Annotated in this window: 21 protein-coding genes; 8 read left to right on the forward strand and 13 right to left on the reverse strand. The window is 53.4% G+C overall.

The window, feature by feature from the left end; all coding sequences use genetic code 11:
- Positions 1-176: 176 nt before the first annotated feature.
- Complete coding sequence (locus ACWAU4_RS18010) at positions 177-1,577, forward strand: cytochrome c biosynthesis protein (protein ID WP_025008942.1); 1,401 nt, start codon at positions 177-179, stop codon at positions 1,575-1,577.
- Positions 1,578-1,742: 165 nt separating this feature from the next.
- Positions 1,743-1,943 carry a hypothetical protein gene (locus ACWAU4_RS18015; protein WP_025008941.1) on the forward strand — a complete coding sequence of 67 codons (201 nt, stop codon included), beginning with the start codon at positions 1,743-1,745 and terminating at the stop codon, positions 1,941-1,943.
- Between the two features lie 78 nt (positions 1,944-2,021).
- Here the strand turns inward: ACWAU4_RS18015 and ACWAU4_RS18020 are convergent, their stop codons facing one another.
- From ACWAU4_RS18020 to ACWAU4_RS18040, 5 genes are all read right to left on the reverse strand, one after another.
- Positions 2,022-2,270 carry a hypothetical protein gene (locus ACWAU4_RS18020; protein ID WP_101058618.1) on the reverse strand — a complete coding sequence of 83 codons (249 nt, stop codon included), beginning with the start codon at positions 2,268-2,270 and terminating at the stop codon, positions 2,022-2,024.
- Between the two features lie 197 nt (positions 2,271-2,467).
- On the reverse strand, positions 2,468-4,027 hold the full coding sequence (gene ahpF, locus ACWAU4_RS18025; protein ID WP_028779455.1) for an alkyl hydroperoxide reductase subunit F: 1,560 nt from the start codon (positions 4,025-4,027) through the stop codon (positions 2,468-2,470).
- A gap of 104 nt (positions 4,028-4,131) precedes the next feature.
- Complete coding sequence (ahpC, locus tag ACWAU4_RS18030) at positions 4,132-4,701, reverse strand: alkyl hydroperoxide reductase subunit C (protein ID WP_028779456.1); 570 nt, start codon at positions 4,699-4,701, stop codon at positions 4,132-4,134.
- A 189-nt stretch (positions 4,702-4,890) separates the two neighbouring features.
- Positions 4,891-6,429 carry a leucyl aminopeptidase gene (locus ACWAU4_RS18035; protein WP_025888684.1) on the reverse strand — a complete coding sequence of 513 codons (1,539 nt, stop codon included), beginning with the start codon at positions 6,427-6,429 and terminating at the stop codon, positions 4,891-4,893.
- Between the two features lie 89 nt (positions 6,430-6,518).
- Positions 6,519-7,262, reverse strand: a complete 744-nt coding sequence (locus tag ACWAU4_RS18040) for a spermidine synthase (RefSeq protein ID WP_028779458.1) — start codon at positions 7,260-7,262, stop codon at positions 6,519-6,521.
- Positions 7,263-7,355: 93 nt separating this feature from the next.
- Here ACWAU4_RS18040 and ACWAU4_RS18045 point away from each other — a divergent pair, with 93 nt between their 5' ends.
- On the forward strand, positions 7,356-7,901 hold the full coding sequence (locus ACWAU4_RS18045) for a mechanosensitive ion channel family protein (RefSeq protein WP_025008938.1): 546 nt from the start codon (positions 7,356-7,358) through the stop codon (positions 7,899-7,901).
- On the opposite strand, the gene ACWAU4_RS18050 is transcribed toward ACWAU4_RS18045, so the two are convergent.
- The 3 genes from ACWAU4_RS18050 to fccA all read right to left on the reverse strand — a co-directional run bounded on the left by ACWAU4_RS18050 (position 7,898) and on the right by fccA (position 11,790).
- Entirely contained in the window at positions 7,898-8,635 is a 738-nt protein-coding gene (locus tag ACWAU4_RS18050; RefSeq protein ID WP_045283019.1) for a dienelactone hydrolase family protein, read from the reverse strand. The two genes, ACWAU4_RS18045 and ACWAU4_RS18050, sit on opposite strands and share 4 nt — an antisense overlap.
- A gap of 182 nt (positions 8,636-8,817) precedes the next feature.
- Positions 8,818-9,807 carry a 2-hydroxyacid dehydrogenase gene (locus ACWAU4_RS18055; protein ID WP_208125071.1) on the reverse strand — a complete coding sequence of 330 codons (990 nt, stop codon included), beginning with the start codon at positions 9,805-9,807 and terminating at the stop codon, positions 8,818-8,820.
- Between the two features lie 198 nt (positions 9,808-10,005).
- Entirely contained in the window at positions 10,006-11,790 is a 1,785-nt protein-coding gene (fccA, locus tag ACWAU4_RS18060; RefSeq protein WP_025888678.1) for a fumarate reductase flavoprotein subunit FccA, read from the reverse strand.
- A gap of 390 nt (positions 11,791-12,180) precedes the next feature.
- Between fccA and ACWAU4_RS18065 the strand changes: the two genes are divergently transcribed.
- From ACWAU4_RS18065 to ACWAU4_RS18075, 3 genes are read left to right on the forward strand one after another with little or no spacing between them, the layout of a single operon-like run.
- Positions 12,181-12,591, forward strand: coding sequence for a hypothetical protein (locus ACWAU4_RS18065; RefSeq protein WP_100142643.1), 411 nt, complete (start codon positions 12,181-12,183; stop codon positions 12,589-12,591).
- Positions 12,588-13,106, forward strand: coding sequence for a class I SAM-dependent methyltransferase (locus ACWAU4_RS18070; protein WP_144377592.1), 519 nt, complete (start codon positions 12,588-12,590; stop codon positions 13,104-13,106). The genes ACWAU4_RS18065 and ACWAU4_RS18070 overlap by 4 nt, the downstream gene beginning before the upstream one ends.
- Before the next feature lie 33 nt (positions 13,107-13,139).
- Positions 13,140-13,430, forward strand: coding sequence for a hypothetical protein (locus ACWAU4_RS18075; RefSeq protein WP_028779462.1), 291 nt, complete (start codon positions 13,140-13,142; stop codon positions 13,428-13,430).
- A 204-nt stretch (positions 13,431-13,634) separates the two neighbouring features.
- On the opposite strand, the gene ACWAU4_RS18080 is transcribed toward ACWAU4_RS18075, so the two are convergent.
- Both ACWAU4_RS18080 and ACWAU4_RS18085 read right to left on the reverse strand, forming a co-directional pair.
- On the reverse strand, positions 13,635-13,823 hold the full coding sequence (locus ACWAU4_RS18080; protein WP_025008933.1) for a hypothetical protein: 189 nt from the start codon (positions 13,821-13,823) through the stop codon (positions 13,635-13,637).
- A 188-nt stretch (positions 13,824-14,011) separates the two neighbouring features.
- Positions 14,012-16,120 (reverse strand): winged helix-turn-helix domain-containing protein, encoded by a 2,109-nt coding sequence (locus ACWAU4_RS18085; protein ID WP_454290341.1) that lies wholly within the window; start codon positions 16,118-16,120, stop codon positions 14,012-14,014.
- 197 nt (positions 16,121-16,317) lie between these two features.
- Here ACWAU4_RS18085 and rluA point away from each other — a divergent pair, with 197 nt between their 5' ends.
- Together rluA and asnC are read left to right on the forward strand one after the other, a co-directional pair.
- Positions 16,318-16,995 (forward strand): bifunctional tRNA pseudouridine(32) synthase/23S rRNA pseudouridine(746) synthase RluA, encoded by a 678-nt coding sequence (rluA, locus tag ACWAU4_RS18090; RefSeq protein WP_071238448.1) that lies wholly within the window; start codon positions 16,318-16,320, stop codon positions 16,993-16,995.
- Between the two features lie 108 nt (positions 16,996-17,103).
- Entirely contained in the window at positions 17,104-17,565 is a 462-nt protein-coding gene (gene asnC, locus ACWAU4_RS18095) for a transcriptional regulator AsnC (RefSeq protein WP_025888669.1), read from the forward strand.
- A gap of 152 nt (positions 17,566-17,717) precedes the next feature.
- Here the strand turns inward: asnC and ACWAU4_RS18100 are convergent, their stop codons facing one another.
- The 3 genes from ACWAU4_RS18100 to lysC all read right to left on the reverse strand — a co-directional run bounded on the left by ACWAU4_RS18100 (position 17,718) and on the right by lysC (position 24,243).
- Positions 17,718-21,587 (reverse strand): S8 family serine peptidase, encoded by a 3,870-nt coding sequence (locus ACWAU4_RS18100; protein ID WP_144221426.1) that lies wholly within the window; start codon positions 21,585-21,587, stop codon positions 17,718-17,720.
- A 192-nt stretch (positions 21,588-21,779) separates the two neighbouring features.
- On the reverse strand, positions 21,780-22,886 hold the full coding sequence (locus ACWAU4_RS18105; protein ID WP_071238446.1) for a succinylglutamate desuccinylase/aspartoacylase family protein: 1,107 nt from the start codon (positions 22,884-22,886) through the stop codon (positions 21,780-21,782).
- Positions 22,876-24,243, reverse strand: coding sequence for a lysine-sensitive aspartokinase 3 (gene lysC / locus ACWAU4_RS18110; RefSeq protein WP_071238445.1), 1,368 nt, complete (start codon positions 24,241-24,243; stop codon positions 22,876-22,878). Before lysC ends, ACWAU4_RS18105 begins: the two co-directional genes overlap by 11 nt.
- Positions 24,244-24,341 lie beyond the last annotated feature (98 nt).

Here is a 24,341-nt window from a genome sequence, read left to right on the forward strand (position 1 = left end):
TTAACAAATGTCCATGTGTCTCACTTTAGGGACTTTTTCGAGTCTGCTAACAGTTTTGATGCTGCTTTATCATGGATACCAAGGGCTTGGAGTAAAGTATTTGTAGGGTACTTGTAGCCTGAACCGGGCTATGGGTCATTCAGATACAGTTTAATCCCTCTTACACAGGTAAGCTTATGTTAAGAACCCTCTTTCTCTGCCTGTTACTGAGTTTCAGCGCAGGCCTTGCCGCAACCGAAAATTCGGCGTCGCAGATCCAGTGGCAACAGGTGGATCAGCAAGGGCAGATCAAAATTCCTTTATATTTTGTCTGGTCCAAGACCTGTCCCCACTGCGCTGAAGCGCATCCATTCATCGACTCTCTGCCGGAGCGCTACCCCTGGATAGAGCTGCACTCTGTGATGGTGGGCGCCACGGGTACTCAGGAGCTGTGGCAGCAGTTGGCCACAGAGACAGGAACAGAAGCCCGCTCAGTGCCCTATATGGCTACCTGTGGCAAGGCGATAGTCGGTTATTCCAGTGAAGAGGTGACAGGTCAGTTCCTGCTCAACCGCCTCAAGAACTGCTACCTGCAGGCTGGCGGCCAGTTGAGCCCGGAAGATATGCCGGGACAAACAAGCACTCAGGCAAACACAGGTTCAACTCAGGCGCCGCTGTTTGGCACCTGCGCCAATGATGGTGGCGATGGCACCTGTGATGCCACGGCTCTGGCGGCAGAGCCCGAAGTGCAGCCGGTGGAATTGCCTCTGGTTGGGGTGGTGACACCTGAAACCATGTCGCTGCCAATTCTGACGCTGGTACTGGCCGGTGTCGATGCCTTTAACCCCTGCGCCTTCTTCGTGCTCTTGTTCCTGCTGTCCATCATGGTCAACGCCAAGAGCCGCAGCCGTATGCTGTTGGTTGGTGGTATCTTCGTGTTTTTCTCGGGCTTTATTTACTTCCTGTTTATGACCGCCTGGCTCAACATCTTCCAGCTGTTGGGGGCCGGCAGTGATGGCGGGATGATTATTCTGGCAGCGGGAATACTGGCGCTGATCGCCGGCAGTATCAACGTGAAGGACTACTTCGTTACCAAAGGAGAAGTGACCCTCTCCATGTCGGCGGAAAACCGCACCGGGCTTATAAAGCGCATGGGTAAGCTGTCCAGCGCATCCAGCCTGGCGACCATGATAGCCGGCACCACAGTGCTGGCGATTCTGGCCAACGCCTATGAACTCTTGTGTACTGCGGGTTTCCCTATGATCTACACCAGCGTGCTCTCCATGCATAACCTGCCGAGCTTTGAGCGCTATATGTACCTGGTGCTGTACAACATTGTCTATGTGATCCCACTGGCCATCATAGTGATTGCTTTCAGCATGACGCTTGGTAAACGTAAGCTAACCGAGAAAGAGGGCCAGACTCTGAAGCTGATGTCCGGCATCATGATGCTTGGCTTGGGCGGCACCCTGGCGGTCAACCCGGCGGCGCTACAGAGCGTTACCCTGGCATTGGGGCTGATTATCGGCGCCATAGTCGTCACTATCCTGATAGTCAGCGGTAGAAAACTGCTGGAGCGCCGCCGTAAGGCCGCTTGATGGCTCACGACTTGAAGTGCAGAGCAGCAGCAAGAAGCCAAGTCGCCCATTGGTGGCTTGGCTTTTTGCCGGACAAGCGGGATTTAGGCTAAAGTAATAGCTATTGATGCCGATAACAGTATCATGCCCGAGTCCCGAAGCGACTCTCCAACCCAGAGGAAAGCCATGACAGTTTCTCTCAACTCCCAGCCGCTGTCGGTTAATATGGATACCGGCGCTGTCGGTGTTAAAGTCGCGCAGCTGGCCAAGCAGCAACAAGAAGCCGAAGGCGAAATCGCGCTGCAACTTATTCAGGCCGCCACTCCGACACAAGAACCTGCCGGCCCGGTTGGTAACATAGGCCACAATATCAATACCACAGCCTGATATTCCCAAGGCTCTGGCGATAGCAAAAAAACCGGCAAAGCCGGTTTTTTATTGTGGATACATGGGCGAACCTAATACTCACTTATGCTGCGCCAATGCCTCCTGCAATGCCTGACGCGTCGCAGTATCCTGCTGCCTTTGCTGTTCTTGCTGATGACGACGTAAGTTGTCTTCCGCCTGACGCACACACTGATTGTGATCCTGCCAACCATCGGCTACCGCTTCGTCGGTACGGGCAGAGCAGAGAATATCGGCGCAGCCACCGAGACTCCCCAAACCCAGCAGCAAAGGCAACAGGGCGCTCTTTGCCAAATAAGATGCAAACATTGTTATGTACTCCAAACCTGGAATGCCAAGGCAATCGAGTGGCAAGGTCATTTTCCACCAACCGGCATTGACCCTAAACGGTTCAAATTAACCCAAAGAGACTGACGCTCAGCTGAACCAAAGGTTTGCCTTAGAACAAAAGAAGCCGGCACTTGGCCGGCTGCTGTGTTGCTAAAGGCTGTTGAGTGGTTAACCCATCAAGCCGCTGCCGATTCATCCTCTGAATGGCGGATCAGGTAGTCAAAGGCTCCCAGAGAGGCGGTTGCACCGCTACCCATGGCGATGATGATCTGCTTGTAGGCCGAGTTGGTCACGTCACCGGCGGCAAACACCCCTGGCAGTGAAGTCTGACCGCGTTCATCGACAATGATCTCACCGCGCGGAGTCAATTCCACAGTGCCGCGCAGCCATTCAGTGTTGGGCACCAGACCTATCTGCACAAAGATACCTGCCAGCGCAATATTATGCTGCTCGCCACTGGCTCTGTCTGTGTAGTTGAGCCCGATAACCCGACTGCCATCACCAAGGACTTCTGTCGTTTGCGCCTGGGTGATGATGGTGATGTTACCCATAGATTTAGCCTTGCGCTGCAGCACGTCATCGGCGCGCAATTTGCTGTCAAACTCGAGTACAGTCACATGCTCGACTATGTTGGCCAGATCGATAGCCGCCTCAATACCCGAGTTACCACCGCCGATCACCGCAACCCGTTTACCCTTGAACAGCGGGCCATCACAGTGAGGGCAGTAAGCCACACCGCGGCCACGATATTCCTGCTCACCGGGGACATTCATTTCCCGCCAACGAGCCCCGGTGGCCAACAGGACAGTACGGCTCTTGAGTACGGCACCATTTTCCAGTTCCACTTCATAGAGGCCATTGCTGCCAAGACGAACCGCCTTCTGGTTATCCATCACATCCACTTCATAGTCGCGAACATGCTCTTCCAGATTTGCCACCAACTTGGGGCCTTCAGTCGCCTTGACCGAAATAAAGTTTTCAATGCCTACGGTTTCGCTGACTTGGCCACCGAACTTGTCGGCCAACAACCCAGTGCGCAGTCCCTTACGGGCGGCATAGATGGCGGCTGATGCACCGGCAGGCCCGGCGCCAACCACCAGTACTTCGTAGGGCTTACGCTGGTTGAGGCTCTCGGCTTGGCGGGCAGAGGCATTGGTATCCAGTTTATTGAGTATCTCTTTCAGGCTGATGCGGCCGGCAGAGAAAGGCTCGCCGTTCAGATAAACCGAAGGCACGGCCATGATGTTGCGCTGCTCAACCTCATCCTGGAACAGGGCACCATCTATCATGGTATTGCTGATCCGCGGGTTGATCGCCGCCATCATATTGAGCGCCTGCACCACATCCGGGCAGTTCTGGCAGCTCAGAGAGACAAAAGTTTCAAAATGATATTCCCCTGGCAGGCTGCGGATCTGCTCGATCAGCTCGGCCTCCAGCTTGATGGGATGCCCACCTGTGTGCAGCAGAGCCAACACAAGTGAGGTAAATTCGTGCCCCATGGGCAAACCGGCAAAACGTATGTCAGAGCCCTTGATTGAGGTAACCTGCATCGCCGGGGTACGGGACAGTGACTGCTCGGTCACACTGACCAAGGAAGACAGCGAGGCAATATCCTGTGCCAGAGCCAACAGCTCTTTGGACTTTGGGCTTTCATCTGCAGATACGACAAGTTCAACTGGTTGCTTGAGGTTCTGCAGATAGGTTTGCAGTTGATTTTTCAGATTCGCATCCAACATGATGACTCCAGAATCAGACTAAAGGAAAACAGAAATAGTGCGGGGAAAGAGGCTCCGAACCCTTGCAGGGGGAGGTTCGGAGCCTTCCGGATCAGACTGGCAGTTTAGATTTTGCCAACCAGGTCCAGAGAAGGAGCCAGAGTTTCGTCGCCTGGCTGCCACTTGGCTGGGCAAACTTCGCCGTCGTGAGTGGCAACATATTGAGCAGCCTGGATCTTACGAACCAGCTCGCTGGCGCTACGTCCGATACCCAGGTCATGGATTTCAGCGACTTTGATTTCACCTTCAGGGTTGCTGACGAAAGTACCGCGCAGGGCAACACCGTCTTCCTCAACCAGCACGCCGAAGTTACGGCTGATTTCACCGGTTGGGTCACCTATCATTGGGAATTGGATCTTGTTGATGGTGTCGGAAGTATCGTGCCATGCCTTGTGAGTGAAGTGCTTGTCGGTAGACACAGAGTAAACTTCAACGCCCATGGCCTGCAGTTTTTCGTAGTGGTCAGCCATATCACCCAGTTCAGTTGGGCAAACGAAGGTAAAGTCGGCTGGATAGAAGAAAACTACAGACCACTTGCCCAGCAGATCCTGTTCGGTCAGCTCAACGAATTCACCTTTGTGGAAGGCGGTAGCTTTAAAGGGTTTGATTACAGAGTTGATGATTGACTGAGTCATTGTATGCTCCCATTTTCAGTTTGAATTGTCCGGGTCCACTTCATTGCTGCCCGTCGATGGAAGTCATATTAACCAAAGGGTTTAAAATAAGATAACGGATAAAAGCTGTTGCCTTAATCGGTTTTTCAGAGGAACTTGTGTCGGGAGCGAAAAAAGCGATTACCCTTCGCTCCCGGGCAAGTTATTGATCTATTGGTTCTCGCTGAACTTATGCTGTTCCAACCAATGGCTCAGCAGGCGTACACCATAACCGGTAGCACCGGCCGGAGCCAGTTGAGTGTCGCTCCTGACCAGGGCATTACCGGCAATGTCCAGATGAGCCCAGGGTTGATCACCGGCAAAACGCTTGAGAAACATCGCCGCCGAAGAAGCCCCGGCGCTGCCTTCACGGCCTGTGTTGGTTAAATCCGCGATGCTGGAATGCAGCTCTTCGCCGTAGGCCGGATCCAGCGGCAGACGCCACAGCTTTTCCCCCACCTGCTGTCCCGCGTATGTCAGTTGCTGCACCAAAGGTTCCGAGTCACTGAACAGGCCGGCATACTCCACCCCTAGGGCACGCACCTTGGACCCTGTGAGGGTCGCCACATCCACTATCACTTGTGGTTGGTATTTCTCGCGGGCATACCAAAGACCGTCGGCCAGCACCAGGCGTCCTTCAGCGTCGGTATTGAGGACTTCAACCGTCAGCCCCTGGGCAGTCTTGATCACATCCCCCGGGATCATTGCACGACCCGAGACCATGTTTTCCGCCAGCGGCATGATACCCACCAGATTAACCGGCGCCTTGGAGGCGGCCATCGCCTTGACCGTTCCCAACACTGTGGCGGCGCCGGCCATATCTGACTTCATCCGCGCAATCGAAGTGCCGGTCGCCTTGATGTTATAGCCGCCTGAGTCAAAGGTAATCCCCTTCCCCACCAGCGCCACCGGAGCATCATCACTGCCCTGCCAGTGCGCGACTACCAGCCTTGGGCCTCGCTCGCTGCCTTTGCCCACGGCCAGCAACGCACCCATATTGAGTTTGGCCAGTTCTTTGGGTTCCAACACCTTGATCTTGACGCCAAGACGCTTGAGTTCCTTGGCCGCATCGGCAAAGGACTCGGGATAGAGTTCGGCGGCCGGTTTGTTGGTCAGATCCCGCGCCAGCGCCACCCCATCGGCAATCGCTGCCGACTTGAGGTGATTGGTCTCGGCAACCTTGGGCTCGGCGACCGCAAAATGGTACTGTTTTTCGGTACGCGGCTTGGCCGTGAAGTCACGATAGCGGTAGCTGGCCAGGGAAATCCCCTGGGTCAATTCGGCGATAAATCCCTGGCTATTTGGGATATCAGCGGCCCATACCGCCACCTTGGGTTGTTTGACGGCTTCCAGGTGATTTGACAGCTTGCCCCCCAGCAAGGCTGTCTTCCCCGGCGTCAGTTCAGCATCCCCAAGCCCGAGCAGCAGCAGGCGCTCTGCTTGGGTACCAATGGGGGCCAGCAATTCGAGCAGCTCGCCCTCCTGGCCTTTGAAGTTGGCGGCCGCAATGGCGCGCTGCAGTTGTTTGCGGGTATCCGCCTGCAATCCGGCGGCCGAGTATAGGGTGCCATCCTGATGCTGGAACATCACCAAGGTGTTGGCCGGGGCGACTTGAGTGGCAAACTCATACTGTTCGGCCTGTGTCGTCCCAGCGCCCATAAGGCAGGATAGGGTCAGAAGTTTTACTGCTAATCTTTTGTTTTTATTCATTTGTACTGCTTATCATTATTGAGGGGCAGACAAATATAACATCAGGGCTTTTACGGACTAGTGCCCTTAACAATCCCTTACAAATTAGCCTACTGCCAGAGTTCGAAGCGACTGAGAGAGCGGCCGAGATCGCAGTCCAGCACAGCAGACAAGCCGGCGGCGCCCTGTTTGAGCCCGGCACTGGTAAAGTTTTTCGGTGTCCTTGAGGCAAACACTACCCAGTTGCCGCCCCCCGTGAGGCAGGCCCGCACATCGGGGAAATGTTGCTGCAGGCGAGCCAGCAGGCCTCTGTCCTGACTGTGCTCTTTCCAGCAGTTGAGCACCAGCAAACCTTCACTCTTGAGCAGTGCCAGGCTCTGCTCGATAAAGGCTTGGCTCAGCTGACCGGCATCCACCCCTTCAGAGCCGTAGAGATCGGCGAAGATAATATCTACCTTCTTGTGCTCGGCACTGGCCAGAAACTGATTGGCATCCTGATTGATAAGGTTCAGCTTTTTCGACAGTGGCAGTTGAAAATGGCTCTTGGCCAACTCAAGCACCAGGGGGCGCAACTCAACCGCGGTCAGCTTGATAGCGGCATCAAAATGTCTCAGAGCATGCACCAAGGCGCCGCCGCCCAACCCCAAAATGATGGCACTCTTGGGTTTGAGGTACAAAAGCGCCAGCAGCATGGCCTGCACATAGGTGTGCTGCGGTACATGGGGGGCCTTTTTCAACAGTTTGCTCTGCTCGTCGTGTTCGCCGAAGGCCAAAATCCGACAGTCGCCATCATCGAGGACAGCGACGCTGCCCCATTCATCCTGTTGCTGCACTAAGGTGCGATAATCTGCCATGCTTGAATAATTCTCGGTTGGGGAGTTTATCCCCTGTGACAAAGTCGCTAGTATGCCAGCAAATGCCTTATTTCTCACAGAAGCATACGCCATATGACTCACAATATTCTGATTGCCTGCCTCTATCTCGGGGTGTTTTTCTTTCTGCAGCGGGCGCTGAAAAATGCGGTGCAAACCCTGGCGGACAAGAAACAGGTCAGCGCCGCCCGTACCAGCCTGGTGACCCGCTTTATCAGCTATCTGTTGTTCTTTGTCACTCTGTCGTTGATGGCCGTTTCTCTGGGACTCGGCTATCAGGAGGTTTCACTGTTCGTGTCTTCGGCATTTGCCGTGCTGGGGGTGGCTTTGGTGGCCCAGTGGTCGATACTGAGTAACCTCACCGCCGGGGTGCTGATCTTTTTTGTGTTTCCCTACAAAGTCGGTGAGCGGATCAAAGTCGTCGACAAGGATGAAGATATTACCGGGGTATTGTTGGAAGTGGGGCTGTTCCACGTGCTTATCCGCCGCGACAACGGCGATACTGTTACCTACCCCAACAACCTGATACTGCAAAAAGCCGTGCTGAAGCTGGCACCCAGCAATGCCTCGGCGCCGCAGGCACAAGAGACAGAGCCGGAGCAACTGACCAAGCAGGATTAATTGAGCCTGCGCTGAAACAGCGCCAGCGCCTGCTGATACATCTGCAACGCCAATGCCGGGTCATAACGGGGATCGCCATCCCTCATAAAGGCGTGCTGGGCATTGAGCTCCTGCCAGCTGTATAAGGTCTGGCATTGCTCCAGCCTTTGCTGGATGAGACGGCGCCCTTCACTCGGCACATGGGGGTCCTGCTTGCCCCAGATCATCATCAACTCGGCGCGAATATCCCGGCAGCGGCTCAGAGAGTCATTCCCCGGCGCACTCGGGATAGCGCCGCTGTGAATATCTGTGGCATAGAGACAAAATGCCGCTGCTATGTCGGGGTTAAGGGCGGCGCGAAATGCCAGGTGACCGCCAATGCAGACGCCCATGGCACCAATCCGGCCGCGGCTCCAGGGCTGAGCCCGGATAAAATCCACCAACGCCTGAGTATCATCATCGTGGGCTTCCAATGGCTTGCTCAGCTTATCGCTGTTGCCTTTGTCCTTGCCACTGTCATCATAACCAAGCACAGTGCCCGGCGGATTGAGCTCGTGAAAAATCTCCGGCACCAATACCACAAAGCCATGACCGGCCAGCATACAAGCCATGCGGCTTATGGGTGCGGTTTCCTGAAAGATTTCCGAGTAAAAAATGATGGCGGGAAAACAACCCTCGCTATCGGGACGATAGACCCGGGTTTGCATGCTGCCGCTTGCCGTCGGCAGTTGATGAAGACTCTGTGTAACCAGCATGACACCTCCCTATGAGCATCTCCCCGATGCGGTAACCTCAATCTAGCAATCGGGGAGTCGGGTGTCAGTATTTATCTTTAGGGAATTCTTGCAAAGGACTAGGGCCATTTGCTGCGAACCACGCCTTGCATCCAGGCCTGTAAGCCGACGCAGAGCACACATGGGACTTGTTCGCACCTTCCTTAGAAAAGCTCGTTACCCGAACGCTCACCGCTGAGGAGTTTCTGTACATTGGACAGTGTGGTGTGGGCGATGGCGCCCAAGGCCTCTTCGGTCAAAAACGCCTGATGACCGGTAAAGATCACATTGTGGCAAGCCGATAAACGCCGGAATACATCGTCCTGGATCACTTCGTTGGACTTGTCTTCAAAGAACAACTCTTTCTCGTTCTCATACACGTCCAACCCCAACGAACCTATCTGTCCGAGCTTGAGCGCTTCCATGGCATCTATGGCGTTGAGCAAGCCGCCACGACTGGTGTTAATCACCATCATGCCCGGCTTCATCTTGGCAAAGCTGTCTGCGTTGAGCAGATGGCGGTTTTCAGCCGTCAGCGGGCAGTGAAGACTGATGATATCGCTCTGTTGGTACATCTCATCCAGAGTGACATAGCGAGCCCCCAGCGCCTCTACTTGCGGGTTGGGATAAGGGTCAAACGCCAGTACTTTACAGCCAAAGCCCAGCAAGACCTTGATGGTGGCGATACCGATTTTCCCTGTGCCGACTACACCCACAGTCTTACCGAACATGTTGAAACCCACTAACCCTTCGAGAGAGAAGTTGGCATCCCGGGTGCGTTGATACGCCTTATGGATCTTGCGGTTCAGGGTCAACATCAGGGCGACCGTATGCTCGGCTACAGATTCTGGAGAGTAAGCCGGGACATTGACGACACTCATTCCCAGCCGTTTGGCCGCATCCAGGTCGACATTATTAAAGCCGGCGCAACGCATGGCGATGATCCGGGTGCCATTGGTGGCCAGTTCTGTCAACACCTCATCATTGAGCTCATCGTTGACGAAGGCGCAGATCACTTCGAATCCGTAAGCCAGTTTCACTGTTTGCATGCATAGGCGCACGTCGAAGTACTCAATTTGCGCTCCGAAGGCCTCGTTGGTACGGTTGAAATGCTGCATGTCGTAACGCTTGGCGCTAAAAAAACCTATCTTCATGCTGTTTATGACCCGGTAGTTGGACTGATAGCTAAAAGTGTAAGTGAATTACTTAAACTTGTCTTTGCCTGGCTCGGGCAATCTCACCGGAAACATGATGCAGCGCACCAAAAATAAAAAAGCGGACTCCTGACAGTCCGCTTTTTTTGATGGGGGCTCAAGCGCCCCGACTCCGTGCTATCGGAGAATTAGCTTGGCCTAGTGCTCTTTAGCGTACTTGGCAGCTTCAGCACCGGCGATACGACCGAAGGTTACGATATCAGAGATAGCGTTACCACCCAGACGGTTGGCACCGTGAACACCACCAGTGGCTTCACCGGCAGCATACATACCTTGGATCAGATGACCATCTTTGGCTTTCACTTCAGCCTTGGTATCGATCTTCACGCCACCCATGCTGTGGTGTACAGCTGGCTTAACTTCGATAGCGTAGTAAGGGGCAGTACCCAGTTCACGAGGCAGGTTAGGACGCTCGAATTGAGTGTCTTTACCAGACTTCACGAAACCGTTGTAGCTGGCGATAGTCTTGGCCAGTTCGGCACCTGGAACACCAATTTTCTTGGCCAGTTCTTCAGGGGTCTTACCTTCATCAACAATGCCCAGGTGGACATAGTTTTCAATCTTCTTCAAGCTCTTGCGAACTGAGTCATCGAACACCAGGAAGGCGCTGGCACCTTTCTGTTTCAGGATGGCCGCAGAAGCCTTGTCACGAGTAGTGATTTCGTTGACGAAACGGTCACCTTCACGGTTAACCAGGATAGCACCGTTACCGCGTACGGCTTCAGTTACCATCACACCACCACGTGGAGACAGAGTTGGGTGAGCCTGTACCCATTCCAGATCGCGGGTATCGGCACCGGCTTGCATGGCAACATCCAGACCGTCACCGGTTGCACCTGGGTGGTTGGTAGCAGCAAAACCTTTCAGCTTAGGATCGTACTTGGCAACGCGGTCGTTGTTCTTGGCGAAACCACCGGTAGCCATAACCACGGCATCAGCCTTGATCACGTAGTAACCAGTGTACTTACCTTCAACCAGAACGCCGGTCACTTTGCCTGAATCATCTTTCAGTACGCGTACAACGCGGCTGTTCAGACGGATATCGGTACCGCGCTTAACAGCATTGTCCCACAATACTTGGGCAACGTGAGCACCGACACCGGCACCACCGGTTGGACGGTGACTACGGTTAACACTGGCACCACCCATACGACCTACGTCAGTCATATCGGCGCCCATAGAAGTCAACCAGTCGATAGAATCGGAAGAGTTGTTGGCCAGAACTTTAACCAGCTCAGGATCGTTGATGTTACGGCCACCTTTCATGGTGTCCTCAATCATGATCTCTTTCTTGTCTTTAATACCCAGAGCCGCTTGAGGCTTGGTTTCAGCAGCGTTCATACCGCCGGCAGCCAGCTTGGTGTTACCACCTGGGATAGGCTCTTTTTCCAGCAGAATGACTTTGGCACCGTTGTCGCGAGCAGATACTGCGGCGGCCAGACCGGCACCACCAGAACCTATGATAACCACGTCAGTGGTTTCACGAGGACCGGCTGCAATAGCTTTGTCTTGAGCATCTTTCTGCACATCGATAGGGACGAACTTACGCTCCCACTTGCCGCCGAATGGCATATCGAAGCCGAAGCTGTGGCAAGCGTCACAGTAAGCAACTGATTTTTCATGGCCTTTGTGGCAAGAAGTACAAGCGATTTCACCGATCAGGTGAGACTTGTGTGGAGAAATCTTCAGATCTTTTTCACCGGCAGCAATCTCTTTCAGATCACCGTGGCAGCTAACGCACTGGGCGTTCTCATGGGTCAGGTTGTCATCGGTCGGGCCTTTCTTGGAAACGTGGCAAGTATCGCAACCGCCCATTTCACCATGAAAATCCGCCAATACATCTGCGCCGGCATAAGCTGTACCGGCCATCATGCCGGAAATCAGAGCAGCCAGTGCTGTTTTCTTAAGTGCTCCCGTGAACATAGAGTGTTCCTCCACCATATTATTTCACATACTCATATATAGCTATTTCGTACCACATTGCTTTTTAGTTATTTATACCAAGGCTGTAGCACGACATATCTCCCATGGCAGAAGATATCACTACCCCTTTAGGCATATATTTAACTGAGTCACAAAAAGATTTCTCTCGACGCCACCTATCCGCATTTCTGTGCACTCTTGCAGATTAGTCGGTCACATATTGATACAAATCACAGCTAACGTACTGTATAGCTGACGAAGTTAACGTTTTGGGGATCTGCATTTCCATGTGAGAAGACTCGACAAATACAGGATCAAGCATAGTCGCCAATTGGCGAATGCTGCTAAGCTAACGGAAAATTTGTATTCTGGATCACAGATATAATCGCCATGGCTAAAGCACAGATGTCTGAAAAGCAGTTTTGGCTGCAGCGCCTTTGTAAGACCAGCCTCAGAGCCCTGCACATTTTGGGAATTGTCGGGGCCGGTGGCGGTATTTTGCTGTCGGTCCCCAAAGAAAGCTGGCAGCTCTATTGGATCATGGCCATGGCCAGTGGTAGTTGCCTGATGCTGTGGGAGATAGTCCGTGATTGGCGCTGGCTTATCCAACTGAAAGGGGTATTGACTCTGGTGAAGCTGCTGCTGATCCTGCTGTTTATTCCTCTGGCAAGCTACAAGAGCGAATTGCTTGTGACTGTGGTTTTACTGTCGGTCATAGTGTCACACGGGCCCGCGGGCTTGCGGCATTACTCTATAGTTCATAGACGCAGAATCGACAGCCGCAAGGAGATCAAGGGATGAACACAGCAGAATTGATCACAGCCTTTGACCGGCACACTGAGATAACACCTGAGCTCAGAGTGCTGGACCTGGCCTGCGGCTCCGGGCGCAATGGCCATTGGTTTGCCAAACAAGGCGCCGAGGTTACCTTCATCGATCGCAATCCCGAGAGCTTTGAAGACCTATGGCGCCAGTTTCCTCACTGCCAATTCATTGAATGGGACCTTGAGCAGGGCGACAAGCCCGATCTGCGCCCTTTCGACGTGGTATTGGTGTTCAACTACCTGCACCGCCCCTCGTTGCCTTGGATAGCCAAACAGCTCAAACCCGGTGGTTTGTTGTTTTACGAGACCTTTACTCAGGAACAGGCCAAGTTTGGCCGCCCCAGTAACCCGGACTTCTTGCTGAATCAGAGTGAGCTACAACACAGATTTGCCAAATTCGAGACTTTACATTACTTTGAAGGCCATATGCCCGGCGGAGAAACGGGAATGCTGCAAGCCAAGGCTCAATTGATAGCCAGAGCCGTTCGCTGATCCGCCTTTATTTAGCTGTATCAAGGACCTGTAATGTTTCCCTATCCCGAGCAGTATCGGCTTGCCCTGCCTCCGCTGATCACCGCCTTTATGGTGCTCTGGTCGTTGTTGACCCGGCCTCTGCTGGGAGATGCCAGTCCATTCGCCCTCTATCCCTTGTTGTTGCTGTTCCCTCTGGTGCTTGGACTGCACCTGCACCTTATCTGGCAAGCAGCCGGCCTACGTCGCCTGGATCAGGCCTTCTATGCTCTGGTACACGGTATTCTGGCTTTCGTGGTCTGGACCTTTTGCATCATGCATGTGGGCGGTCACAGCTTCTCCTAAGCTTCCGGATAAATAAAAAGGGGCGCGGTTTACACCGTGCCCCTTTGGCTTGGAAAGGGAGAGTTATTTGTCCTTAGGGTCGAGCAACCTTGATTCTTCGGACGCAAGAACCAAGTTTAAAAACAGGTAGTACACCAATACAAAAGCGCTCAGTGAACCAACCAAATAGAGAGTTACCTGCAACATGATGGCCTCCACTGACGGTTATAGATTGATGGACTCATCGGGGATCTTGTAAATCACACACTCTGGATACGGCTCACACAGAGATGGCGTATTGACTTCATCCTTGCCCTTGGTGGGTGTCGACGCCAGCAGTAACGGTAAAGCAAACAGAGTAGAAAGTAACGCAAATCCAATCGCATTTTTCACAAACTGATTCAAACTTTTCATCGTCTTTTCTCCTGCTGGGAAATGGGTGGGCGCAAACTGCGCCCGAGATTGCTTTGACCTTTTGGCCCGGTACTCAGGGTAAAAACCAAGCGCTTTGGCGGTCAGGCAATCAACCTTGTCCCTAAAGCTATCTCAGGCAGGGAAAAGCACCATAATGAAAAGGTGACGGAAAGGTGATGTCTTATAAATCAGTTAATTACTTCAACTATATCTGTATTGGCAGGCCCCAATAATGCCAGCGAAATCTGGCCATCATCTGTCACTGACAGCAATCTTGGGGAAACTTTCTCCATCGGAATGTCGCGCCCCTCTCTCTTGCCCGTGTGGAGATCTATCTTGAGAATGCCCATGGCATTGTCGTTGGGCCGCAGCAACCAGAGTGCCTCGGAAGCCAGTTGCCAACTGCTGCCGAAGTGGGGGGTGTATTGGTCATAAAAGAGTTCTTCGACGCCCTGTTTCAGGCGCCAAATCCCTTTCTTGTACAGGCGGGTAAAATAAAGAGTACCGTCGGCGGCGTACTTGGCAGAAAAGCCATCCGTCAGCAAAGACTGCTGCTCGCCACTGTCCAACAGCAGACTGTTTATCTGCCAGCGACCATCGATGCTGACCGCTGCCAGCAGCTCATTGCTGCTGCGCCCCCAACTGACATTACGAACATTGCCCAGCTGAGGGAAAAACTTGAGTTCACCGTTTTCAGGGTTGAGGACAAACACCTGTTGGTTGAGGCTGCCGGCCACCAGCTTGTCATCGGCTGAATAACTGAGTTCATCTATATGGGAAAAAGTGCTCAGGCGACTCAGTTGTTTCTCCGTGCCCTGTTCGTCCCGACGCCATAGTTGTGGCAAGCCGCTGCGATTGGAAACAAAGATCAGCTCCTTGCCATCGTGGCGCAAGGTACCGGCGGTATCACGGCGACTGGACGCCACAAAGCGCTGCGGTTTGGAAGTCTCATCAAAGGGCGATGACCAAAACCAGATCTCCTCTTCAAACAGTTCACCGACAACCGCCGCCATGCGTCCGGCACTATTGGCCGAGGGAGAATTGATTTCCTGCAACACGCTCGTCAGCCGGGTTAACTTACGGGGTTTGAGTTGCAAGCGGTGAAGTTGTCCCTCTTCACCTCGGTATACCAAGGCGTTACCGCCTTTATCCCAGGCGATACTGCGCAGTGGATACCCCACCCGCTGCAGGTTTTGCCAATCACCGGATTCGATATCGAACAGTAAGATCTGGGTGTCGAACCAGTTGATACTGCGCAGCACGGCCAGACTGTGACCGTCGGGAGACAAGGCCAAGGCATAGTCACCGCGTCCCACCACATGAGGTTGACTCAACTGCTGACGCCGACCATCGCTGAGGCTGAGCAGAAAAACGCGCTTGAAACCTTCAACCCCTTCGGCATCGACATAAAACAGCGAGCGGTTAGAGGGACTCCAGGCGATGCTGGTCGACTGTGTCGTCTGATGGCACTGGCTGACTATGCGGCTTCGCATCCCCTCTTCGGTCAGCTCTGTCACCATAATGCGACAGCCCTGAGTCTCACTGAATGCCAAATAAGCCAAGGCCTTGCCATCGTGTCGCCAAGCCGGGTAGCGAAGACTGTAATCATCCACTACAGGAATGGTTTTGATGACTCTGTCTCCGAGTGCCATCAGCTCAATATGCCACTTATCGGCGTTCAGTTCCCGATAGGAAAATGCCAGCATGCTGCCATCGGGGGACAGGCTGGGGTCCACCTCCTGACCATTGAGCGAAGTCAGTGGAGTCAAACGCCGGATGGCCACATCTGTCAACTCAAGCTGGGGGTTTTCCTGGACAGGAGCCAGATAGAGCCAACTGGCAATACCCGCCGCCAGCACTCCGAAGGCGCCGCCCAAATAGCCCCACTTGCTGCCGCCTGCTGCTATCTTTTGCTCAGTCTCGGCGTCTGCCAGTTTTGCCGGTAAAGGTTCATCCGGCGAATCGTCATCGAGTGTCGTCTCGCGTACTTTCGCTATCAACACATAGCCCTGCTTGGGCACTGTCTTGATAAAACGTGGCTCTCTGGGATTATCCTGCAGATGCTGACGCAGCAAGCCGATAATGCGGTTAATGGCGTTATCGGTAATTATGCCGCCGTGCCAAACCTCCTGGATCAACATTTCACGGCTCACCAGGGTGTTGGCATGATGGATAAGACACAGCAATACCTGCATCACCCTGAGCTCGAGCCGCACTTGAGCCTCTTCGCGGCTCAGCGTACTCATCTGAGGGTCAACCAACCAATCTTCCAACAGGTAACCTGAGCGCCTTCCCATATCAATCCATTTTCAATTCAAACACTAAGATACTAATTGCCCATGTTGTAAAAGAGAAGTAAAGCGCTCAAATTAACCAAAGGCAGGTGCGAATAATTCCCAGCCTGCTCTGAAGCCTGGATGCAACAACGCCCAAGAGCTTGCATCTACCTGCAGCCGCGGTTATCTTTGCCGTCCATTTTCATTGAGGCCATGACATGCCAGATTTTGTCTACAATCCGCCAACCGAACCTTGGCTGGATATTCTCTATCAAGACAAGGACATCATAGTCATCAATAAACCTTCAGGACTCCTCTCGGTTCCCGGACGGGATCCGGCCCATCACGACAGCGCCTATGCCAGAGTCCTGGCCGAACATCCACAGGCACAAGTGGTTCACCGCCTGGATATGGCCACCTCGGGCGTGCTCTTGCTGGCACTGAGGCGCAGTGCCGAACGGGAGCTGAAACGTCAGTTTCGAGACAGGGAAACCCAAAAGAGTTACTACGCCAGAGTCGCCGGCCATATCAAGGCCACTCAAGGCAGTATAGAACTGCCACTCATCTGCGACTGGCCCAACAGACCCAGACAGAAAGTCGATCATCAAGTGGGTAAGCCGTCATTGACCCACTATGAAGTGATCAGCAAGGGGCGCTATTCAACTCTGGTCAAGCTGATCCCCATCACAGGGCGCTCACACCAACTCAGGGTGCATATGATGGCATTGGGTCATCCCATTCTGGGCGATGGTTTCTACGCCGACTCCTGGGCAAAAAGATTGGCTCCCAGATTGCTGCTGCATGCCGCCAGCCTCAGCATCAAGCATCCTTACTCGGGCGAACCCATGAGCTTCAGTGCACCTGTGCCTTTTCTCGCGCCCGAAGGTGAGCAATAACGGCTAACGTCACCATAGATGTTGAGCCAAAAGTCGCCATAAGACTGGCAATTTTACAATAAAACACGTAGATTCATGCCTGATTACAAGCAATTTAGGCGTGATGCTGTGGATACATCATTTCAAAGAGATCAACTGGACAATCAGATCCTGGAAGCCCTGATGCAGGATGCACGAACTCCTTTTGCCGAGCTGGCCAAACGCTTCAGCGTCAGCGCAGGCACGATTCATGTCAGGGTCGAAAAGATGAAACAGGCAGGTATTATCACCGGTGCCCAAATAACGGTTAACCCCAAAGCTCTGGGCTATGATGTCTGCTGCTTTATCGGCATCAATCTCAAGAGTGCCGGTGACTATCCCGCCGCCATCTCCAAGCTCAATGAGTTGGAAGAAGTGGTAGAGGCCTACTACACCACAGGCAACTACAGCGTATTTGTCAAAGTGATGTGTCAATCTATAGATGCCCTGCAGCACGTGCTGATTAACCGTATCCAGTCGATAGACGAAATTCAATCTACCGAAACCCTGATAAGTCTGCAGAATCCAATTGTCAGGGCGGTAAAACCTTAACAACAGATAAAGAAAAGGCTGCCAAATTGGCAGCCTTTTTCAGTTTAAGGCTTAGGGAAGGTGCAAAGGACTATGGCCATTTGCTGCAAACCACGCCTTGCATCCAGGCCTGTAAGCCAACGCAGAGCACACAGGACTTGCTCGCACCTTCCTTAGCTCGATTTCCTGCGCAGCCACCCCAAAGGCAGCAATAGCAGCGACAACCAACCCAGCGAACCACCACCGTCACGCTCGAAGTCAAAGACCACTATGCTGACAGTTTCTGTGGTGCTGTTACCCTTGGAGTCACTCACCTTCAGATTGAAAGTCAGCAAATCGCCAGAGCCTCCCACTTCAGGTGCCGTCAGCTCCAGCTTGGCCGCCGAGCTGTCAAACTTCAGTGGTGCACCGGCAATCTGAGTCCATTGATAGCTGACAGCATCGCCATTGGGATCGGCCGAGGCAGACGCATCGATAACAAAGCTCTTGCGCTCTGCCACTCGGTCCGGTGCATCAACTTTGATAACAGGGGCCCCTTCTTTAACATCGAACAGATACTCCTGAGTCAGCACCTCGGCGGTATCATTGACTACGGTATTGCTCAATATCAGCTTATTACCCTGCCCCTGTTTACGCGGGATAAACTTGAAGCTCAGCGTTTTGGCCGGATCGCCGGTTTGCATCACATGAGTCCAACTCAATACTCCTTGAGCCAGTTCTCCTTGGTCGCTGATAGCCGTGACTTCATGTCCTTCCGGCACCATGGCCTTGATTTGATATTCCCGAGCCTCCGGGGAAGCATTGGCAGCAATAGTTACAGCCATGGTTACTGGCTGTCCGGGGGCCATCTCTCCACTGAGCACACTGGCCGCAGGCATTTGCACATCATCAACGACTCGGCTGAAAGCAACCGGCAAGTTCTTGGCCGCGATGCTGGTATCGCTGGACGTCAGAGTTACTACGGCATAACCCAGGTCGCTGGCGGCAAAATTATCCTTCCAGGCAAACTTCAGTGAGAAGTCCTCGTTATCACCCGTCTTGGTCAGAGTAAAGTTGTCCTGAGCCGGACCTGCCTCTACCACTGAAGTTTTCAGGGTGAAGGGATCTTCGGCATTGGCGGCTGAGGCCTCATAGTTTTGCACAAAGATATAGTAATCACCGGCTTCTGGATTACTGATGCTGACAGATTCATCAGAACCGGCTCTGGCCGATTGGCCAACAAGGGCATCCAGCGCCCCGTCACCGTCCCTGTCTATTGCCACATAGAGATCCAAATCCGGAGAGTTGGTGGCAGTAATGGCCGTATTGAACAGCTTGGCACCATCTTCAACACTGTAAACAACGTAGGCAACGCCGTCGGTAATGTCGTCCAGGAAGCTACCAACATCCGAATCTTGCTTCAGCACGCCTTCAAAGCTGTCGGCCAGTGCCAAGGCAGATACCTCTGCATCCAGTCCCGTCATATCCAGCGATTTGAGCTGGCTGAAAGTCAGCTCATCGGCATCTCGTCCTGCCCGGATGGTAAAGCTGTCCGGCAGGTTGTCACGGGAAGCCTTGACCGCCACCGGCATAGCCGCATCAGGGTGGTTGCTCGAGGTCAACAGCAGGTTACCAAACGCCCAATCACTGGAGCTCACCCCTGTGATATCGGCAGTGACAGTCACCACCTGTGACTGCCCCTTGGTCAGAGTGAAGTTTTCAGGCGAAACCGTTATTTTCAGCCCTTCAGTCGTCGCCACCCCGGCAGCGCTCCATACGCCGTCTTTGGTCGCCGTGACTTTTCGAGTCCAACTGCAACTGTTAACACATTGGCTAGTGGACATGCTGGGAAGATTCAAACGTCTGGGATCACCACCGAGTTCTGGATTGGCAAACTCATAATTGTCCGCCAACTCATCCATGATGAGCCCTGTCTTGGCGGCCAAATCGACCCGGATCCGGCCGGCACCCACATCAAACGGATCCGCGGTAGTCTTGCCATCGGCCTTGGTCATAGCACTGGCCGTAGTTGCCGTCAGCATCAAGGCTGAACGGATATTATCCGGTGTCCACTCAGGATGAGCCGACTTCAGCAGCGCCCCGGCGCCCGCCACATGAGGGCTGGACATGGAAGTACCGGACATCAAGGTATAATCGGCAGGATCTGTCCCTGTTACTTCATGGCCATACTGCTCATCGGCATAAGCGGCATAGATGTCCACACCCGGTGCTGAAATCGAAGGCGCAATCACATCGAAGTAACGATTTGGCCCGAGTAGAGAGAAGTCGCCCAACACATCTGCCTGACGCTCAACGGCCGATGGAGTGGCATTGATTTTGGCCACCAGCCCTGGCGTGGCCGCCAGCGCATCCACAACAGCCAAGCCATCAATATTACCGATGAAAACAGAAGGGATACTGGTGTTGCCCAGTCCGGACATCTTGGTTCTGACGTTGCCTTCACCGTCTTTGTTAAAGACGATAACCCCTACTGCCCCCGCATCTTTGGCATTATTGACCTTATCGGCAAAGTTACAACCACCGCGCTTAATCAGCGCCAACTGTTCCTTGAACGCATCGGCGGCAAAGGCGTTACAACCTTCGAAATTATCAGCTGCCAAGTCACCGGCATACACCAAAGGTGCACTGATATCTGTAGTCATTACCGGCCCGGTTCCCTGAGTGTAGTCCAGTTGGTCACCGTTGAACTCCAGAATGGAACGCACTTCCCGGTTGTGGGTAGATGCCGCGACTGAGGTATACCAGGGCGCATTTTTGGGTGAAGAAAAGGGAACTTGGCTAACCGAAGCAGAGGTATTTCCGGCCGATACGGCAGAGAAGATGCCGGCATTACGGGCAGCCAGGAAGCTCATCTCTGTCGCGCTTGACCAAGGGAAACCACCGCCGCTGATGGAATAGTTGATCACATCCACACCGTCGGCAATGGCATCATCCAACGCTTTGAGAATCGCCGATGTGGGACAACCTGAATATCTATCGCCATTGTTGCCCGGACGGCAGATCTGATAGGCAACAATGTTGGCATGGGGGGCGACCCCGGAGATCTGTGTAAATTCGAGCCCGGTCTCAATGCCATCCCCCTGAGCCTCACCGACTTCACCGGCAACATAGGGAACATTCTTAAGGATATTGCCCGCAGCAGTACTGGCAGTATGAGAACCATGGCCCCCATAATCCTCACCATTCTTGGCAGGAGGTGTTGGGCCAAAGACCTCTTCATCATCATAACTGTCGGTAATCTCAGGATAACTTCTGACCCCGATTAACTTGTCGTTGCACATGTCAGAAAACTCTGCCGCACAATCACCGACGTAGACCCCCTGCCCCCAGGGGTTAGTATGGTCGTAACCATCTCCCCCAATGTCGGCAAAGGATGGATGATCACTGTTGATCCCCGAATCGATCACCCCGACTATGACCCCTTCACCCATAGCCCGGGTCCCTGTTGCACTGCCGTCCCACACTTTGGGAGAACCTATCATGCTCTGGCTACTGTCGGTATCCATTGAATAGAGGCTTTCCCGCTCAATGAACGCCACTTCGGGTAACTTGGACAGGGCTTCAGCCTGCTGCTGATCCATGGTGACAGCCAGGCCATTAAAGGCATAGTGATATCTGGCCTTGGCCTGCAACTGAACCCCTTGGGCCGCGGCACTCATTAAAAAGTTCTGTTGTTTGGCATTCAAATACTTCACGTAGGACTTCACCGCCACACTGGCGGTATTCAGCTTGGGAGCCTTTTGGGGCGCCAGCCCTTGGCTTCGTTGTGGACTGGTGGCTTCAAGCCCGACAATACCACCGGCATAATTCGCCACAGAGGGATCTTTAAGGCGCACTATATAAGTGTATTTACCCTCTGCAAGTCCAGGCTCTTTGACAAACTTATGTTGCCCCACCCCTTGCTGTTGTCCTTTGAGGCCGCTGGACGCACTAAGCAGATCCGACGAAATAAATGGATCCGATACGCTCACTGGCGCGGCTTCTGAATGGAATGCCATAGATAACAGCGCTGCTGAAACGGCTATTGCAACTTGACTCTTCACTTGTCTACTCCCTATAAGACTGCTTATTGTTGTTTTATGTTTCCATGCTCAAAAACACTCCCTTAATACAAAGGGATTAATTCTTGTAACACTAATTGATACAAACAAGAAACAAAAGACACAAAATATTACAAATTATCAGCCAGTTACAGAATGGTAGACGCTAAAAAGGATTTCATATCCGGCTTTGACTTAACCAGAAAGAGTGAAGTAGTTGGTCATCACCTTGTAGAGCTCAGTACCTTGATGCACAGACGCCGAGGCAAAATGCAGCACGGGGATCACATCCTCATTGAGTGAGAGCCTGGTGACTTCAGTGCCGGCATCGACTCGGTCGAGCCTGAGCATATTGACCAGAGGCGCGCCCGCAGCCAAAGGTACTCCCGGCTCGGCCAGATACTCCACCATACCTGCCATAGGTGCGTGAAACTTTCGATAGTCTTTCAGCATACAAGCAAAACGCGACATCACCTCGGGCTGTATGCTCTGGGCTATCACCTCTCTATAGCTCAGATAACTTAATATGCCTTCCGCATCCCGGCTGGCATCAGCAAGATCGATACGCTCCTGGCTGCCAAGCTCCAAAGTAAAGGCCGACACTGCGACTTTCAGCTCTCTGCCCCGGCTATTGGCATAGTCGCTGAGCTGCCACCAGGGATTGAAGGCCGCTTCATCCATCGCGCCGCCAAAACCTTTAGGCATCACCAGGGTATAGGGAATATGAAAGTAGCCGGCAGCAGACAGCTCATACTCGGGGCAATAGAGATGTTTACAGGACTTGGGGCCGGTGTGCAGATCCAGCACTATGTCAGCACCGTGCGCCAGTTTCTGCAGATTGAGCGCCAATCTCTGCCCGGTCGTCACTCCCCAGGGATTGGCCAATGCCTGCTCACAGTTGGCAATAAGAAGACGACGAAAAGCGTCAAACAGTGCTGGCTCCGGCAGCTCACCGTGCAGCAGATACCAGTCATCCAGGTGGACAGCCTGATCCAGATAGGCTCGGTTCCAGTTGATACCTGTGATGGGATCGAAACGGCCCAAGGTAAACTCACCGCTTTTCTGGTTAATCCCCAAGGGGTTGGCCAGAGGCACCAGGGTGATATCCCCCAACGGCGGATGAGCCTTGAAGTACTGCAGCAACTGCAAAATCACCGCATTGCCCTGCACCTCGGCGCCATGCACATTGGCCTGAATATAGACGCTGGGCGCCGCATCGCTGGTACCTTTGAAGCGATAAACAGGTATGGTCAAGGGCTGGCCGGCGGCCAGCTCCCCAACCGGCAGATGTTCAAGCTGCATCCTGAGCCCCTTCAAACAGGTTACGATGCAAAGCGGCAACAACATCACCGGCTTCGGCTTCAGACACCAAGACACAAAGATTGTGCGGACTGGCGCCCTGACAGATCATTCGGACGTTATGGGGTTCAAGCACTTCAAATACCCGGCGACAGATCCCGGCAGTAGTGGCTATCTTGTTGCCTATGATGGCCACCAGAGCCAGCTTATCTTCCACCCGCACACGGCAGTTTTGCGACAATTCCTGCAGCAGGGCTTCGGTCAGAAGCCCCTTGCCGGCCGAATCTGAGCCCGTTTTGTCCAGCGTCAGCGACACATTCACCTCTGAGGTGGTAATGAGATCGACACTGATCTTGTGCCGCGCCAACACGGCAAAGGTCTCTGCCAAAAAGCCCTGGGCATGCAACATCTGCAAACTGTGCAAGTTAAGTAGGGTCTGATCTCGTCTCACGGCAACGGCCCTGAATACCGGCTCATCTTCCACTTGGTGACGGATCCAGGTGCCACCTTTTTCCGGTGCCCGACTGGAGCCGACAAACACCTGGATCTGTTGACGCACCGCCGGCAAGATAGTGGCAGGGTGCAACACCTTGGCACCGAAAGTGGCCATCTCAGCCGCCTCATTAAAACTGATTTCTGCGATAGGCCTGGCGTTGGGAGCCAGTCTGGGATCTGTGGTGTAAATTCCTTCTACATCGGTCCAGATCTCCACCGCATCGGCTTCCAAAGCCTCCGCCAACAGGGCCGCAGAATAATCGCTGCCACCACGCCCAAGCGTAGTGGTTCGGCCATCGGCATCGGCGCCGATAAAGCCCTGGGTCACCAGCAGTTGCTGCTCAAGCAAGGGTTGCAATTTCTCTGTCGCCAGTCGCTTCAACTCGGCGATTTGTGGCTCGGCCTTACCGAAATGGCTATCGGTACGCATCACCTGGCGCACATCAAAGGCGCTGGCCTTGGCACCACGTTCTCTCAATACCGCGGCAAACAGCGCTGAAGAACACTGTTCGCCCAAAGATAGGATCTCATCGACCATAGCATGACTCGGCGCCTGCAATAACTTGGCACTGAGCGTTGCCATGCGGCTGAGCAAAGCATCCAGCGCCGCGGCAACATCTGCCGGTCTGCCAAGTTTATCCAGAATTGCGTATTGAATGGTGGCTATCTCTTTCAATAGCTTGAGACGGCGCTCATCCCCCATGTCGGCCTGGGACAGCTCCACCAACAGATTGGTTACGCCACTGGATGCACTGACCACAACCAGACGGGTGGCCGGGTTTCCAAGCACTATATCGGCACAGCGATTCATCGCCTGATAATCGGCAACTGAGGTACCACCAAACTTGGCAACAACAAGAGACATCAGCGCATTCCCCCACAGGCAGGTAACAGGGAAAGGTCGATAACGAGAATAGATTTCATGAGTTAAGCTCCGAACAGATAACGTTCGAAGAGCCTGGT

This window comes from Shewanella sp. FeAMO (assembly GCF_053653955.1).

Coding starts and splice junctions, on each gene's coding strand:
- ACWAU4_RS18010 (WP_025008942.1), top strand. CDS start 177: ATGTTAAGAACCCTCTTTCTCTGCCTGTTACTGAGTTTCAGCGCAGGC.
- rluA (WP_071238448.1), top strand. CDS start 16,318: ATGCCAGATTTTGTCTACAATCCGCCAACCGAACCTTGGCTGGATATT.
- ACWAU4_RS18065 (WP_100142643.1), top strand. CDS start 12,181: ATGGCTAAAGCACAGATGTCTGAAAAGCAGTTTTGGCTGCAGCGCCTT.
- ACWAU4_RS18015 (WP_025008941.1), top strand. CDS start 1,743: ATGACAGTTTCTCTCAACTCCCAGCCGCTGTCGGTTAATATGGATACC.
- ACWAU4_RS18045 (WP_025008938.1), top strand. CDS start 7,356: ATGACTCACAATATTCTGATTGCCTGCCTCTATCTCGGGGTGTTTTTC.
- ACWAU4_RS18075 (WP_028779462.1), top strand. CDS start 13,140: ATGTTTCCCTATCCCGAGCAGTATCGGCTTGCCCTGCCTCCGCTGATC.
- ahpF (WP_028779455.1), bottom strand. CDS start 4,027: ATGTTGGATGCGAATCTGAAAAATCAACTGCAAACCTATCTGCAGAAC.
- ACWAU4_RS18040 (WP_028779458.1), bottom strand. CDS start 7,262: ATGGCAGATTATCGCACCTTAGTGCAGCAACAGGATGAATGGGGCAGC.
- ACWAU4_RS18070 (WP_144377592.1), top strand. CDS start 12,588: ATGAACACAGCAGAATTGATCACAGCCTTTGACCGGCACACTGAGATA.
- ACWAU4_RS18080 (WP_025008933.1), bottom strand. CDS start 13,823: ATGAAAAGTTTGAATCAGTTTGTGAAAAATGCGATTGGATTTGCGTTA.
- ahpC (WP_028779456.1), bottom strand. CDS start 4,701: ATGACTCAGTCAATCATCAACTCTGTAATCAAACCCTTTAAAGCTACC.
- fccA (WP_025888678.1), bottom strand. CDS start 11,790: ATGTTCACGGGAGCACTTAAGAAAACAGCACTGGCTGCTCTGATTTCC.
- ACWAU4_RS18020 (WP_101058618.1), bottom strand. CDS start 2,270: ATGTTTGCATCTTATTTGGCAAAGAGCGCCCTGTTGCCTTTGCTGCTG.
- ACWAU4_RS18105 (WP_071238446.1), bottom strand. CDS start 22,886: ATGCAGCTTGAACATCTGCCGGTTGGGGAGCTGGCCGCCGGCCAGCCC.
- ACWAU4_RS18035 (WP_025888684.1), bottom strand. CDS start 6,429: ATGAATAAAAACAAAAGATTAGCAGTAAAACTTCTGACCCTATCCTGC.
- ACWAU4_RS18085 (WP_454290341.1), bottom strand. CDS start 16,120: ATGGGAAGGCGCTCAGGTTACCTGTTGGAAGATTGGTTGGTTGACCCT.
- ACWAU4_RS18055 (WP_208125071.1), bottom strand. CDS start 9,807: ATGAAGATAGGTTTTTTTAGCGCCAAGCGTTACGACATGCAGCATTTC.
- lysC (WP_071238445.1), bottom strand. CDS start 24,243: ATGTCTCTTGTTGTTGCCAAGTTTGGTGGTACCTCAGTTGCCGATTAT.
- ACWAU4_RS18050 (WP_045283019.1), bottom strand. CDS start 8,635: ATGCTGGTTACACAGAGTCTTCATCAACTGCCGACGGCAAGCGGCAGC.